Source organism: Alkalicoccus halolimnae (assembly GCF_008014775.2).
GTDB lineage: Bacteria > Bacillota > Bacilli > Bacillales > Salisediminibacteriaceae > Alkalicoccus > Alkalicoccus halolimnae.
Genome location: NZ_CP144914.1, coordinates 1,921,815 through 1,936,682, shown reverse-complemented (window position 1 = coordinate 1,936,682; position 14,868 = coordinate 1,921,815). Strand labels below are relative to the sequence as shown.

Genomic DNA, 14,868 nt, shown 5'->3' with positions numbered 1-14,868 from the left:
AAAGTGTAAAAATCATACATAAATTGAAAGGGGTAAATGATGAAACAACAACTGCTGGATGTAGAAAAAGATTTTTTAGATTATTTGAAAAAAATCAGCCATTACCAGGAAGCCGTAAGCCTTATGACGTGGGATCTTCGCACTGGAGCTCCTAAAAAAGGGATGGCTCAGCGAGGGGAAGTCATTGGGTCACTCTCTTCAGAGATTTTTCAGATGTCGACTTCAAAAGATATGAAAAATTATTTGGAATCGCTTAGTGAGGAAGATGTATGGAAAGACTTGAAAGAAACAACTCGTGCAAGTATAAAAGAGTGCAGAAAAACCCTAAGTAAGTTTGAAAATATTCCTGCAGAGGAATTTAAAGCATATGTCATTTTGACTGCTCAATCAGAAGCAGCATGGGAAGATGCGAAAGAACAGGCAGATTTTTCCCAGTTCCAGCCTTATCTGGAGAAAATACTGGCTTATCAGCTGAAGTATGTGGAGTGGAAAGGGTATGAAGGAAATAAATACAACGCACTTCTGGATGATTTTGAACCGGGACTGACGGTAGAGACGGTCGACAAAGTATTTACACAATTGAAGGAAGCCATTGTTCCACTCGTAAAAGAGATTTCCGAAAATGGACATGCTCCTGAAACTTCCTTTTTGTTTCAACAATTTCCTGCCCCACAGCAGGCAGCTTTCAGTAAACATATCCTTGAAGCAATGGGCTATGACTTTGCAGCAGGGCGTCTGGATACGACCGTACACCCATTTGCTGTCGGTTTAAATACCGGGGATGTAAGGGTCACTACGAAATACGATGAGTCAGATTTTCGTACAGCAGTGTTCGGCACCATTCATGAAGGCGGTCATGCCCTCTACGAACAGAATATCGATCCTGATTTAACAGGAACGCCTCTTAGCGGCGGAACATCAATGGGTATTCATGAATCACAGTCCCTTTTCTGGGAAAATTTTGTTGGGCGGCATAAGAATTTTTGGAAAAAACAATTCGATACTTTGAAAACTTATGCAGACGGACAGTTCGACGATGTTCCTCTTGAAGATTTTTACCGGGCTATAAATGCTGCCGGACCTTCCCTCATACGTATTGAAGCTGATGAATTAACCTACTGTCTGCATATTATCCTCCGCTATGAGCTCGAAAAAGCATTAATTAATGAAGAAATACAGGTGAAGGATCTCCCTGAGGCATGGAACGATAAAATGGAAGAACTCCTCGGTGTAAGACCGGAACATGACGGAGAAGGGGTTTTACAGGATGTACACTGGTCCGGCGGAGCGTTTGGATATTTTCCATCCTATGCGCTCGGATATGTGTATGCAGCTCAGCTTAAACAGGCGCTTATAAGGGATCTCCCAAATTTTGATTCGATGCTTGAAAAGGGAGAACTGAAGCCGATTAAAGAATGGCTTACAGACAATGTTCATAAGTTCGGTAAAATGAAAAATCCTCTCGATATTTTAAAGGATACGACAGGGGAATCGATTGACGCTGCCCATTTGATTAACTATCTGACTGAGAAATACCGGAATGTTTATAAGCTGTAAGCTGAGTGCTTACTCGTAAAGGGAGGAAGAGCGATTGATAGAATTTAAAGAGGTCACGAAAAAGTTCCCGGACGGAACGAAAGCTGTTAACAACGTCAGCTTCCGCGTGGAACCAGGGGAATTCTTCGTTTTGATCGGGCCGAGCGGCTGCGGAAAAACAACGACAATGAAAATGATAAACCGTCTTATAGATGCGTCGGAAGGTACGATCAGTATTAGAGAAGAAGATATTTTAACGAAAGACATGCACAAGCTCCGCTGGGAAATTGGTTATGTCCTTCAGCAGATTGCTCTTTTTCCTCATATGTCCATTGCGGAAAATATCGCTATCGTACCTGAACTGAAAAAATGGGATAAAAAAAGAATTAACGAGCGGATTGATGAATTAATGAATATGGTCGGACTTGATCCCGGTACTTACCGGGATCGGCTTCCGAAAGAACTTTCCGGCGGTCAGCAGCAGCGAGTCGGGGTGGTGCGTGCCCTCGCTGGAAATCCTGATATACTGCTGATGGACGAGCCCTTCAGTGCGCTCGATCCATTGAGCCGGGAACAGCTGCAAAAGGACATTGGCAGTCTGCAGAAAGAAATACAAAAAACAGTAGTTTTTGTAACCCATGATATCGATGAAGCCCTTCTGCTCGGGGACCGAATAGCAGTGATGCAGGAGGGTGAAGTAGTGCAGATTGCGACTCCGGATGAAATCCTGGATGCCCCTGCAAATGATTTCGTCCGCTCTTTCGTTGGAGAAAGGAAAAATCTTTGGAAAGAAAAAGTGAAAGAAGCGATGAATCCACAGAAAACTCCCGGCAGCGGCAGCGGCTTTTCCATTGAAGCAGAGGCGACACTGGAGGATGCGGTGAAGCTGCTTAAAGATAAACAGGCAGAAGTACTGGACGTTAAACGAAGTGGAAACCACGCAGGTTCCCTCTCTTACAAAGATATCGTCAGCTTTCTGGAACGATTCGATAAGAATACTGTTAAAGAGGGGGCAGACGAATGATTTTTAACATTCAATCATTTTTTCAGCTTGCCCAGGAGCGCTCTGATCTTATAACGACTGCGTTGTGGCAGCATGTGGAAATGTCGTTAATTTCGCTTTTAATTGCTGTTTTTATAGCTGTCCCCGTCGGAGTATTCCTGGCAATGAACCAAAAAGGTGCAGAGCCGGTTATCGGAACGACCGCAGTTGTTCAGACGATCCCAAGCCTTGCGCTTCTCGGATTTCTGATACCTTTTGTAGGAATCGGTACGCTTCCAGCAATAATCGCTCTCTCCGCCTATGCGCTGATGCCTATTTTAAGGAACACGTATACAGGTGTAAAAGGTGTGGACCCTGCGCTTACTGAAGCTGGGAGAAGCATGGGGATGACATATAAACAGTTATTAATGAAAGTCCAGCTTCCTCTGGCTATGCCGATGATCATGGCTGGTATCCGTACAGGTATGGTGCTGATAGTAGGTACTGCAACACTTGCCGCTCTCGTAGGGGCAGGTGGACTGGGAGATCTTATTATGACCGGGTTGAACCGAAGCAATAATTACTATATTCTTCTTGGAGCTATTCCTGCAGCTCTCCTGGCTTTATTTTTTGATGCGGTGCTGAGGATTACGGAAAAGAAATCCAGCGGGTCCTCCATTGCTCCTATCTTTATCGTAGTGGGAGCCGCAATCCTGCTCGTGGCTGCGCCACCGGCAATGCAGGCTCTGAATGTCGCTGATGAAGAACCGGAAGAAATAATTATTGCCGGAAAAATCGGAGCTGAGCCTGAAATTGTAATCAATATGTACAAGCTGCTGATTGAAGAGGAAACAAATTATGAAGTAACTCTCGAACCAGGTCTCGGAACAACCGATATTGTGTTTCAGGCTACATTAAATGAAGATATTGACGGCTACTTTGAATTTACCGGTACTGCCATAACTACTCTCCTGGATGAGGAGCCGGTCAGTAATGATGAAAGAGAAGCGTATGAACAGGCAAGGGAAGGCATGCTTGAAGAATACGACCTTGCTTTTCTGGAACCAATGGCTTATCAGAACACGTATGCACTGGCTGTTACAGAAGAAACGGAGGAAGCTACGGGAGTGGAGACAATCTCTGATTTAAGAGATTATGAAGATGAGCTGACTGCCGCATTCACATTTGAATTTGCAGACAGGCAGACAGACGGCTATCCTGCTTTACAGGAAGGCTATGGCCTTGATATTAATAATGTGCAGACGATGGATCCAGGACTGCGTTCAGAAGCGCTCGTAGCGGGAGATGTGGATGTTATTGATGCTTATTCTACGGACAGTTATATGATCCGTTACAATCTAACAGCTCTTGAAGACGATGAAAATGTGTTTCCACCGTTTAACGGAGCACCTTTATTCAGAGAAGATGTATTACTCGACTACCCGGAGATCGAACCAATTCTCAATCAGCTTGGGGATAGAATTTCTGAAGACGAAATGATGGAAATGAACTATGAAGTAGATGAAAATGACGCAAATGCAGAAGACGTAGCGAGAAACTACCTTGTAGAAGAAGGGTTATTGCCCTCCGACAGCGAATAAGTTCTTTAAAAGACCGTATCAGGAGGGAGATAATCATGATTAAAAATATATTACTGGCCGGAGATGGATCCCAGCATTCCCTGCGCGCTTGTGAAAAAGCCGTTTATATTGCTGAACGGACTGACGGCGCAGAAATTACGTTAATACACGTTGTCGATGACCTGCCTTCCCGTACAGATGTTATGGATGAAGAAATGAATCCTCGTGATATTCCTGATCATAGAAAAAAAAGAGTCCAGGCCCTGATCAATATAATGGAAGAAACGCAGGTTCCTTTTCACGTGAAGCATGTCTTCGGAGAACCGGGACCTACTATAGTAAGAGAAGCAAATGATATGGGAGCTGATTTAGTCGTTATCGGAAGCCGGGGACTGAATCAGTTCCAGCAGATGGTCTTGGGCAGTGTCAGCCATAAAGTAGCCAAAAGAGCAAAATGTGCTGTGATGATAGTTAAATAACCGGAGGGATATTATGAACACGGAAGAAAGAAGAAAAGTTCTCGAAAATGCAAAACATATCGCTGTCGTTGGTTTGTCGGATAAGCCGCACCGAACCTCCTATCAGATAACGGAATTTCTTCTTAAGGCAGGTTATGAAATCACCCCTGTAAATCCAACTGTTTCCGAGGTGCTCGGAAAAAAATCGGTTGATTCAATTGGTGATCTGCCTGCATCGGTTGACATAATAAATGTTTTCCGACGAAGTGAATATCTGCCGGCCCTGGCAGAAGAAGCTGTTAAGACAGACATCCCTGTTTTCTGGGCTCAGCTGGGAGTATATGACGAGGAAGCTGAAAAACTGCTCAAAAAGCACGGAAAACAGGTGGAAATGGATTCCTGTATTAAAGTTGAACACACAATGCTCCTAAAAAATTAAAGGAGCAGTGAACGCATTCCCGTTATAGGTAAATGGAAGATCTGATATACGAACAGCACAATAAAACCTTTCAATGCCTTCATGACAAATTATGTTATGAAGGCATTTTTCTATGTTTCCTTCTGCCTCAATTGTCTTCATTCGATTCCATGTTTACAAGAAATAATCGAAAAAGCGTTTAAATAGAAGGATTTGTTATTTGCAGGAGATCGGAATTGCAAATTGTTAAAATAACGACATCATAAGATGATAAAACCGAATAATACTGCAATAGGTGATAATAAGATTTTGTGAAAATGCGTACATACGTTTGACAAACAGGCGGGGTTTCCGTTAATAATAGTAAGTGCATACTTCCTCGTGAATTAGTGTTCAAACTGTGATAAAGTGATAACGGCACTAAGAAGAATGAGCGGCAGGGAAAGAGAAAGGGGTAACAATTGTGAAAAAACAGGTTTTCGACTATAACGATGATGCCATACAGGTTCTGGAAGGACTGGAAGCGGTCCGTAAACGACCGGGAATGTATATCGGCAGTACAGATCATAGAGGTCTGCATCATTTAATATTTGAAATTGTAGATAATTCCGTAGATGAAATACTGGCCGGGTTCGGCAATAAAATTACTGTCATCCTTCACAAAGATCACAGCGTAACGGTGGCAGATAACGGAAGAGGTCTTCCGGTAGGAATGCACGTTACCGGCAAGCCGACACCGGAAGTTATTCTGACTGTACTCCACGCAGGAGGTAAGTTCGGTCAGGGAGGGTACAAGACGAGCGGTGGTCTCCACGGGGTAGGGGCATCTGTTGTAAATGCTCTCTCCTCTTCATTAAAAGTGAAAATTTTCCGCGATGGAACGATTTACGAACAAAAGTTCGCTGACGGAGGCAAGCCGGTTACTACACTTGAGAAAAAAGGGAATACAGCTAAAAGTGGAACGGAGCTGACCTTCTGGCCGGACCGGGATATTTTTCAGACTGTCTCTTTTCATTATGATACCGTAGCTGAGAGGTTGAGAGAAGCAGCATTTCTACTGAAAGGTACGACTCTGGAACTGATTGATAAAAGGAATGACAATCAGGAAACGTTTTTATTCGAGACGGGCCTTGAAGCTTTTGTCGGCTATTTAAATGAAGATAAAGAAACGATGCATCCGGTTATTTCTGTAACGGGGGAAAGTGAACAAATTGAAGTGGACTTTGCCTTTCAGTATAACGATGCCTATACAGAAAATTTGCTGTCTTTTGTAAATAACGTGCGCACGAAAGATGGAGGAACCCACGAACTTGGGGCTAAGGCAGCGATAACACGGGCTGTTAATGAACATGCCAGAAAATTGGCGCTCTTAAAAGAAAAGGATAAAAATCTCGACGGAAGTGATATTAGAGAAGGTTTTACCGGGGTTCTATCCGTACGTGTACCGGAAGAACTTCTTCAGTTCGAAGGACAGACAAAAAGTAAACTGGGTACTTCCATAGCCAGATCGGCGGTTGACCAGGTTATTACAGCAAAATTCACATACTACCTTGAGGAAAATCCTGATTTTAGTAATAATTTGATAAAAAAATCGATTAAAGCTTCCCAGGCTCGTGAAGCAGCCAGAAAAGCGCGCGAAGAAGCCCGCACCGGCAAAAAAAACAACCGAAAAGATGCGATGCTTTCCGGTAAACTTACCCCTGCTCAGTCGAAAAATCCACGCAGAAACGAGCTTTATTTAGTGGAAGGAGATTCTGCAGGAGGCTCTGCCAAACAGGGACGTGACAGGAAGTTTCAGGCTGTGCTTCCATTACGGGGTAAAGTTATTAATACTGAAAAGGCAAAACTCGCAGATATTATGAAAAATGAAGAAATCCGCACGATTATTTATGCCATCGGCGGTGATGTCGGAACGGATTTTGACATTGAAAACATAAACTATGACAAAATTGTTATTATGACTGATGCTGATACCGACGGAGCACACATTCAGGTGCTGCTGCTGACTTTTTTTTACCGCTACATGCGGCCGCTCGTAGAAGCCGGACGTATTTATATTGCCCTTCCGCCTCTTTACAAAGTAAGCAGAGGAGCAGGAAAAAAACAAAAGGCTGAATATGCATGGGATGAAACAGGACTTGGCAAAGCTGCTAAAAACGTCGGAAAAGGCTATTCAGTTCAACGCTACAAAGGTCTTGGGGAAATGGATGCGACCCAGTTGTGGGAAACGACTATGGATCCAGAAACAAGAACTCTTGTTCGTGTAACGATTGATGACATTGCCAGAGCAGAAAGGCAGATCTCCACATTGATGGGAGATAAAGTTGAACCGAGACGTAAATGGATTGAAAAAAATGTGAAATTCGGGCTGAATGACGATTCGAACATACTCGAAAATGAAAGTCTGCATGTAACAGAGGAGGAATAAGTTTTGGCTGATAAAGAACGTTATCTAGATCTGCCGCTAGAAGAAGTATTAGGCGACCGTTTCGGCAGGTACAGTAAATATATTATACAGGACCGAGCTCTTCCCGATGCGCGGGACGGTTTAAAACCGGTTCAGAGAAGAATTCTTTATGCGATGTACCATGATAAGAATACTTCGGATAAACCGTTCAGGAAAGCAGCAAAAACCATTGGTAATGTGATCGGTAACTATCATCCTCACGGAGATTCTTCCGTTTATGAAGCCATGATCCGTCAGAGCCAGGACTGGAAAATGAGAATGCCTCTTGTGGAAATGCATGGTAATAACGGATCTGTTGATGGTGACCCGCCGGCTGCAATGCGTTATACGGAAGCACGTCTCGCATCACTATCAGAAAAAATGCTGGAAAATATAGATAAAAATACAGTGGATTTCATGCCGAACTTTGATGATTCCCAGGAAGAACCTGTCGTTCTTCCATCAGCTTTTCCAAACCTGCTGGTCAACGGATCGACCGGTATTTCAAGTGGTTATGCTACTGATATACCTCCTCATGCTATCAGTGAGGTTATTGATGCCGCAGTGGAAATTATAGACAACCCGGATGCTTCAATTGATGATCTGATGAAGCACATTAAAGGACCTGATTTTCCTACAGGAGGAATTATTCAGGGAGTCGAAGGTATCAAAAAAGCGTACGAAACCGGTAAAGGAAAAGTCGTCGTCCGAGGGAAAGCTGAAATAGAATCACTCCGGGGAGGCAGGGAGCAGATAGTTATTACGGAAATCCCTTTTGAGATTAATAAAGCAGCACTCGTTAAAAAAATGGATGAACTGCGAATTGATAAAAAAGTGGACGGTCTGGCAGAAGTGCGTGATGAAACAGATCGTACGGGAATGCGAATAGTTATTGAACTGAAGAAAGAAGCAGACGCAAAAGGTGTACTGAACTTTTTATATAAATCAACTGATCTGCAGACAACGTTTAATTTCAATATGGTGGCTATTGCCCGGAAAACTCCTCAGCTGATGAGTTTAAAACAGCTCCTGACGGCGTATACTGAACACCAGAAGGAAGTCATTGTCCGCAGAACAGAATACGAGCTTGAAAAAGCAAAAGATCGTGCTCATATAGTAGAAGGGCTTATTAAAGCTATTTCGATCCTTGACGAAGTAATTACCGTTATCCGCAGCGCTTCCGATAAAAAAGACGCGAAAGATAAATTAGAAGAAAGATTCTCTTTTTCACCTCAGCAATCTGAAGCTATCGTAACTCTGCAGCTGTACCGTTTAACAAATACAGACGTAACAACTCTTGAAAAAGAAGCTGCTGAACTGCAGAAGAATATCGAAGGATGGGAAGCACTGCTAGCTTCTGATAAGAAACTTGCCTCCCAGATGAAAAAAGAGTTGAAACAGGTGAAAAAAGAGTTTACAGATGAAAGAAGAACAGCAGTAGAAGACGAAATTGAAGAGATAAAAATTAATCTGGAAGTTGTTGTCCCTTCTGAAGAAGTTCGTGTATCCGTTACGAAAGAAGGGTATGTGAAAAGGTCCAGCCTCCGCAGTTATACGGCTTCAAATGGAGAAGATCCTGTCATGAAAGAAACTGACCGTCTTCTATTCAGCTCAGAAATTAATACGACAGATACGCTGCTGCTGTTCACGAAAAACGGCTCCTACATCTATGTACCGGTCCATACGCTTCCGGAGACGAAATGGAAAGAAAGCGGACAGCACGTAGCTAATGTAGTTTCAGTGAATCAGGAAGACAGAATTATTGCTGCACTCCCGGTAAAATCTTTTAAAGAAGCTGAAGGATATCTTACTTTTGTTACGAAAAACGGTATGATTAAACGAACCCCTTTAAGCGATTATGAGGCGCAGCGTTATTCAAAAGCTTTAATGGCAGTAAAACTGAAGAACAATGATGAAGTTCTGCAGGTTCACAATACAACCGGCAGTGACGATGTAATATTAATGACAAATGAAGGCTATGCTCTTCGGTATTCGGAAACAGAAGTAAGTCCGACGGGTCAGAGAACATCAGGAATGAAGGCAATTAACTTAAAAGACGGGGACAGTCTTGCTGCATCCGGAGTATGGAATAACGTTTTAAAAGAGGATATATATTTAGTTACGCAGAGAGCAGCAATTAAAAAAATGTCTGTAGATAAGCTGGAAGCTCAAGGAAGAGCGACTCGAGGTATACGTATACTGAAAGAGTTAAAAAAGAATCCGCACAGAATAATCTGTGGAGGGTTAATAAATAAAAACGAGACGGTGTTTATTCAAACAAAAGATGCAGCTGTTCATACATTTCATGCGCAGGAGATACGCTTCGGAGACCGCTACACAAATGGTTCCTTTGCTATTGATCTTGATCAGCACGGTGTCATTAAGGACTGCTGGAAGGAATTATAGAAATAGATAACGGACTGCACTTCTTTCTAAAAGAGGGCAGTCTGGGTCTATTTTCAGTTTAATTGTATGGATTATCTTATGATATATTAATTACAGTAATATACCACTGTAAATAAATAATCATAATTTATTCCGACAGCAAAGAAAAGAATACCATAAGGACTATAAAAGTACATGATTTAAACTTTAAAATTTATTAGGTATATTATAGGTAGTGAATGAAAGATTAACACTGTTAAGGAGGAGACATCATGCCACATGGTTACAGTGACTATTTAAGAAAAAGCGGCTACAAAGAATCAACCATTGATGAACATGTCCGGCAGCTGCAGTATTTTTTTCTGCATATTGACAGCAGGTATGGAAAACAAAAAGAATTATATGAAATTTTGCCTTCTGATATTAAACAGTTTATTGCTTACAAGAAGAGCAGGCAGCTGGAAATTACAACTATTAATAAAATAATTGCTATTTTAAGAAGGTTTTTTGATTATGCATGGACGATTGATGCGGTAGCTGTCGATCCAGCGCAAAAGATTCGTTATGAGAAGCTCTCACAAGGTTCACATGAGATGCTGGACTACGGGACGCTGCTGAGTCTTAAAGAAAAGCTGATTGCTTCTGACACTTCGGAGAAACGCAAAATTATAGTAATTCTTGCCGTACATGGACTAAGACCCGATGAATTTAAAATTACGTGGGAGCAGGTTATAATTAATGGAGGAACTGTCAGAATATTCATTAGTAAACCAGGTCATGAAAGAGTAATCATATTAAAAGGAGCAGATGCAGAAACTTTTAAAAGTTATGCTGCTAATAATCGGGAAGCTTTTTATGTACTGAATTCTAAAACCAGATCAGGCGAAGAGAAACCATTGGAACGGATGACGATCGGTTTAAATTTAAAAAAGGCAGCTGAAAATCACGGGCTTGATAATTTAACAACAAACGTTATCCGACGATCATACGCAGAATATTTACTGGCGGATGAATCATATGAACATGCAGCTGAAAAACTGGGTATCGATAAAATCAGTTTAATGAAATTAATCACCAGTAAATAAATTTTATATTTTGTCTCATATCTTAAAGTAATCTTAATAAATGAGACAAGATCTGCTGTTTTTCTATTGGTTCGTATAATTTATATTATGTAAACTAGAAATTAATCTTAATAAAGGAGACTGAAAATCAGCCTCCCTGCTTCTTACTTATAAAACTCTTTTGGTATTGCCCCGAAAACACGCTGATGGTAAAGCAGAGGCTCTGTTTCCTGATTATGAGCATTGACTACTTCGCCAATCAGCATCGTATGGTCCCCGGCATCCACTGTTTTATGAACTTTACATTCCAGAAGTCCTGAATAACCATGAATGATCGGTAAATTATTTTCAGATGAATGCCAGTCAATTTGACTGAAACGATCTGTTCCTTTAGTTGCAAACAGCATGCAGATATCTCCCTGGTTATGTGCCAGTGTGTGAACTGCAAATGATTCCTGCTCCGTAAAAATATCATGTGTCGAGACGCTCTTATCTATTGACCATGAGATCAGCTTTGGATCCATCGATACAGATGTAAATGAATTTACTGTTAATCCCACTGGTTCTCCTTCTGGTGAACTCGTTGTTATTACTGTCACACCCGTTGGATAATTTCCCATAATACTTCTGAACGTAGTTTCTTCTGCCATAATGACTCACTCCATTTCTGCCAATGATTAGCTTGTTCTATTTAACTTTATCATAAATATCCACTTTAATGCTAAAGACCGGTATCACTTAGCGCTTTTTGGTAGAGATTTATTAATTCTTCCGATTCTTTAACAGGATTATGATACTCTGAAATGTAATTTCTCCCATTTTCACCCAGTTTTTCACGCAGACTTTTATCCTGATAAAGAAGCTCTGCCTTTTCAATAAATTCTTTCTCATTCTTGTAAAGAAGCCCGTTAACTTCATTTTGTATCAAACTCCGGTTGCCCGGGATGTCTGAAGCAAGCACCGGTTTTCCAGCCGCCATTCCTTCCATAATAGAGGATGCCTGCCCTTCACTTAGTGAGGTATTTAAAACAACGTCCGCCTGTAGATAAAAACTTCCCATCCGGATGAAAGGTACAGCCCCTCCGTAAGTAAGCCAGTTGTTCCCCTCTGCTTTCTTCTTTAATTTTTCGCCTTCTTCACGTTCAATAACAGGCCCCAGGACGTTTAATATAACATCGTTATGCTTCTCATGAATACGTTCTATGCAATCGACTGCCTGCATAATGTTTTTCACTTTTCTGACGCCTGACGGAAGCAGGAAAGTGAAATTACCGGATTCCTTTACTTCTTCTGTCTCACGGGGAAACAAATTCATGCCCTGCGGTATTACAAATATTTTAGAGGCTGCTTCCGGAAGGTAAGATACTGCTTTATCTTTCATACCAGCCTCAAAGACATGAATAAACTCTGCATTTTCAAGACATTCGAGAACTACAGGGCGTCTCTCAGGGTTATCAATATCGTCATTTATATCTGTACCTGTGAGGGTAATTATATAAGGCAGAGCAATATGTAACTTTTTATAGAACAAAGCAAACTTATAAGCATGCATTCCATGTAGCAGATTCGTATCTTTCGGCACTGAAACCTGCTTATCTGTAGAAGATATTATAGAAACACTCACTCCAGATTTCCGGACTCCGCGTTCCATTCGTTCAGCTGTTATTTTATTCCCCCTCCATTCATGATAGTGCGGGGCTGCAATTGTCACTCTCAATAAATATATTCTCCTTTCATTAAAATAAATACTAACAGGAACACCCTGCTTTTAATCAATCAGAAATAGTAAAGAAAAGTGCCTGCAGAATAGTCAGAATTGCTATTTTGCACCGGATAACGCTGATCCACAGACACTCAGTTAAACTGACGTCACTCAATAAAGCGGCTTTCTTCCGGCAAATCCTTCTTTAGGATCGTGGTAAAATTGAATTTTATCTTCTCCTTCTCTCCAGCATAGAAGAATTTCTTTTTTTCCTTTAAAAGAAGGAAAATCTACGAGTCCTGGTTCAATACCTTTTAACTGTGCACCTGTTTTTTGAATATTGGAAACATGTAGCTGAGCCTGAAGCTCAATAAATTCCAATTCACACTCTAATTTAAATACGCTGGGTGTCTCTGTCTGGACATTCTGTTTCTTTTCTTCCTGTATCTGGTGATAGACTGACCATTTATCGTCAAACTCCTTCTGAATAATCTTTAATTCGTTTATTTCTTCTTTAACAATTGGAAGCAGTCTGTCCGCCTGCTCCACAGTAAAGTACTTTTTAGCCATCATCCATTCCTCCTTTCCCTATTATATCCCGTCATACATTAATCTTCCCGCAAAATGACCTGTCGCAAACACAAGAAGGGCTCCAGCTATACCTAAAACAGCTATAATCCAACGAATATACTTGTTTTTTGTGAATAAATTAACAATTTGAAGTACAAGAATAACAATATAAGTCAGAAGGGAATAAAAAGCAAACTGCTGATGAATCCCTAGAAATTCTCCTACAGAGTCTCCATATATCTCAATTGCCGTACCAACAGCTGAAGGACCGGTCTGGTAAGATATAATGCCTCCAAAAGTTCCAATGGCAGTCATCCATAAAGCTGCTCTGTCAAAGAACCACGGCTTCCACAAAGAAAGAAGTAAAAATAAAGAACCTACAAGCCAGAGCGCAATCGGTAAATGGACAACGGCTGGATGCAGCGGCTCAGGAATTAAATACAAAATCATCACCTCGTATAGTGTTTGAATAACTATTGTTTATGTTTTGTATATACCCTTTTCTTTATTTTTAAAACGTTATGCGCTTTAAAGACAGAAGAAACTATAAGCGTTTACAAGTTCATTAAGAAAGCGGACAGAAGAATCCACAGCTCTTGTAATCCAGTTTTAGATTTATGCCGCAGAAGACCGGTAGTGCAGCTTTATACTAATAAAAAGAATGAAAGCTGACAGAGTCATTTTTTATCCTTATCAGTTTATTTGATAATTCTAAAAGAAAAAAAGCAGCATTTCTGCTGCTAAATAATCCGGAAATACTGGAAAGCTTCTGCTACGCCGTGTTCAACGTTTGAAGAAGTAACGTGATCAGCAGCATCTTTCACTTCCTGCTGAGCATTTCCCATAGCCACGCCTGTTCCGGCCGCTTTGATCATACTCATGTCGTTCAGACTGTCACCTATCGTCATGACCTCTTCAAAGGAAATCTTTTTTCGTTGAAGAACGGATTCTATCGCTTTAGCTTTATGCACTCCTTTTGCATTCACTTCAATGTTAAGAGGGCTTGAATTGCTTATTTCCAGTTCTTCATACTGCTGAAGTTCTTCAAGAATTGCCTGCTTTATTTCCGCGCTGTCCAGGTCATACCCGAATTTAAGCCATTCGTGCTCATGTAAATTCTCGGGCATCTCTCTCTTCCAGACTTTCCCGACGGAAGCCGCCCAATGATTGGCACCGTGTTTATTTCTGATTTTCCACATCATTTCAATCATTTCATTTTCAAGCGATGATCGTTCGATCAGTTCCGGTCCGTGCAAATGCCATATTTCACTGCCGTTACCTGTAATAATAAAATCATTCAGTTCAAGTTCTTCAGCAAACATATCGACGGCAGGAAGGGAGCGCCCTGTTGCAATAATTACTTCCACACCGTTTTGTAAAGCTTTTTTAACTGCCTGCTTGTTCTGAACGGAAATTTGATGTTCGTTTGAAAGCAGGGTTCCATCCATATCGAGCACAGCGAGTTTAATCTTTCTGTTCATAGTTTTCTCCTTCCATTCCTGTCAGCGGATAATAAAATATACAAAAATCATAAGAATAGCAGGAATAAATACTACTGCATAGATCAATGTCAGATTAATAAAATGCTTTTTTGTTTTATCAGCGTTATTATAATTATCGTCCTGCGGATTCATACCAATTGCAATTGTCAATACAAGAGCAATGATACAAATAATACCGGCAATTATTAAATACGGAGTCATGTTCATTAAATATACCACCACCAG

14 protein-coding genes are annotated in these 14,868 nt (G+C 41.2%); 8 read left to right on the top strand and 6 right to left on the bottom strand.

The window, feature by feature from the left end:
* Positions 1-39 precede the first annotated feature (39 nt).
* The 8 genes from FTX54_RS08805 to FTX54_RS08770 all read left to right on the top strand — a co-directional run bounded on the left by FTX54_RS08805 (position 40) and on the right by FTX54_RS08770 (position 10,890).
* Positions 40-1,557, top strand: a complete 1,518-nt coding sequence (locus tag FTX54_RS08805) for a carboxypeptidase M32 (RefSeq protein WP_147802235.1) — start codon at positions 40-42, stop codon at positions 1,555-1,557.
* A 34-nt stretch (positions 1,558-1,591) separates the two neighbouring features.
* Complete coding sequence (locus FTX54_RS08800; RefSeq protein WP_147802234.1) at positions 1,592-2,560, top strand: ABC transporter ATP-binding protein; 969 nt, start codon at positions 1,592-1,594, stop codon at positions 2,558-2,560.
* Positions 2,557-4,119: an ABC transporter permease/substrate-binding protein gene (locus FTX54_RS08795; RefSeq protein ID WP_147802233.1), complete on the top strand. Its 1,563-nt coding sequence runs from the start codon at positions 2,557-2,559 to the stop codon at positions 4,117-4,119. Before FTX54_RS08800 ends, FTX54_RS08795 begins: the two co-directional genes overlap by 4 nt.
* 35 nt (positions 4,120-4,154) lie before the next feature.
* Entirely contained in the window at positions 4,155-4,577 is a 423-nt protein-coding gene (locus tag FTX54_RS08790; protein ID WP_147802232.1) for a universal stress protein, read from the top strand.
* Between the two features lie 13 nt (positions 4,578-4,590).
* A complete protein-coding gene (locus FTX54_RS08785; RefSeq protein ID WP_147802231.1) occupies positions 4,591-4,995 on the top strand; it encodes a CoA-binding protein in 405 nt (134 codons plus the stop codon).
* Between the two features lie 439 nt (positions 4,996-5,434).
* A complete protein-coding gene (parE, locus tag FTX54_RS08780) occupies positions 5,435-7,402 on the top strand; it encodes a DNA topoisomerase IV subunit B (RefSeq protein ID WP_147802230.1) in 1,968 nt (655 codons plus the stop codon).
* A gap of 3 nt (positions 7,403-7,405) precedes the next feature.
* Positions 7,406-9,826 carry a DNA topoisomerase IV subunit A gene (gene parC, locus FTX54_RS08775; protein ID WP_147802229.1) on the top strand — a complete coding sequence of 807 codons (2,421 nt, stop codon included), beginning with the start codon at positions 7,406-7,408 and terminating at the stop codon, positions 9,824-9,826.
* Between the two features lie 251 nt (positions 9,827-10,077).
* Entirely contained in the window at positions 10,078-10,890 is an 813-nt protein-coding gene (locus FTX54_RS08770; protein ID WP_147802228.1) for a tyrosine-type recombinase/integrase, read from the top strand.
* Positions 10,891-11,033: 143 nt separating this feature from the next.
* Here FTX54_RS08770 and FTX54_RS08765 read toward each other — a convergent pair whose 3' ends face one another.
* From FTX54_RS08765 to FTX54_RS08740, 6 genes are all read right to left on the bottom strand, one after another.
* Positions 11,034-11,519 carry a flavin reductase family protein gene (locus tag FTX54_RS08765; RefSeq protein ID WP_147802227.1) on the bottom strand — a complete coding sequence of 162 codons (486 nt, stop codon included), beginning with the start codon at positions 11,517-11,519 and terminating at the stop codon, positions 11,034-11,036.
* A 71-nt stretch (positions 11,520-11,590) separates the two neighbouring features.
* Positions 11,591-12,580, bottom strand: coding sequence for a glycosyltransferase family 4 protein (locus FTX54_RS08760; protein WP_246125546.1), 990 nt, complete (start codon positions 12,578-12,580; stop codon positions 11,591-11,593).
* Positions 12,581-12,742: 162 nt separating this feature from the next.
* A complete protein-coding gene (locus tag FTX54_RS08755) occupies positions 12,743-13,144 on the bottom strand; it encodes a DUF2203 domain-containing protein (protein WP_147802225.1) in 402 nt (133 codons plus the stop codon).
* Positions 13,145-13,162: 18 nt separating this feature from the next.
* Positions 13,163-13,585 carry a DUF2231 domain-containing protein gene (locus FTX54_RS08750; RefSeq protein WP_147802224.1) on the bottom strand — a complete coding sequence of 141 codons (423 nt, stop codon included), beginning with the start codon at positions 13,583-13,585 and terminating at the stop codon, positions 13,163-13,165.
* A 296-nt stretch (positions 13,586-13,881) separates the two neighbouring features.
* Entirely contained in the window at positions 13,882-14,622 is a 741-nt protein-coding gene (locus FTX54_RS08745; protein ID WP_147802223.1) for a Cof-type HAD-IIB family hydrolase, read from the bottom strand.
* 21 nt (positions 14,623-14,643) lie between these two features.
* The gene (locus FTX54_RS08740) at positions 14,644-14,850 is read right to left on the bottom strand and encodes a hypothetical protein (protein ID WP_147802222.1); all 207 of its coding nucleotides are present in this window, start codon (positions 14,848-14,850) and stop codon (positions 14,644-14,646) included.
* Between the last annotated feature and the right edge of the window lie 18 nt (positions 14,851-14,868).

Excerpts from the sequence above, each read along its gene's own strand:
- FTX54_RS08805 (WP_147802235.1), top strand. The coding sequence starts at position 40 with ATGAAACAACAACTGCTGGATGTAGAAAAAGATTTTTTAGATTATTTG.
- FTX54_RS08795 (WP_147802233.1), top strand. The coding sequence starts at position 2,557 with ATGATTTTTAACATTCAATCATTTTTTCAGCTTGCCCAGGAGCGCTCT.
- FTX54_RS08790 (WP_147802232.1), top strand. The coding sequence starts at position 4,155 with ATGATTAAAAATATATTACTGGCCGGAGATGGATCCCAGCATTCCCTG.
- FTX54_RS08785 (WP_147802231.1), top strand. The coding sequence starts at position 4,591 with ATGAACACGGAAGAAAGAAGAAAAGTTCTCGAAAATGCAAAACATATC.
- FTX54_RS08770 (WP_147802228.1), top strand. The coding sequence starts at position 10,078 with ATGCCACATGGTTACAGTGACTATTTAAGAAAAAGCGGCTACAAAGAA.
- FTX54_RS08765 (WP_147802227.1), bottom strand. The coding sequence starts at position 11,519 with ATGGCAGAAGAAACTACGTTCAGAAGTATTATGGGAAATTATCCAACG.
- FTX54_RS08755 (WP_147802225.1), bottom strand. The coding sequence starts at position 13,144 with ATGATGGCTAAAAAGTACTTTACTGTGGAGCAGGCGGACAGACTGCTT.
- FTX54_RS08745 (WP_147802223.1), bottom strand. The coding sequence starts at position 14,622 with ATGAACAGAAAGATTAAACTCGCTGTGCTCGATATGGATGGAACCCTG.
- FTX54_RS08740 (WP_147802222.1), bottom strand. The coding sequence starts at position 14,850 with ATGAACATGACTCCGTATTTAATAATTGCCGGTATTATTTGTATCATT.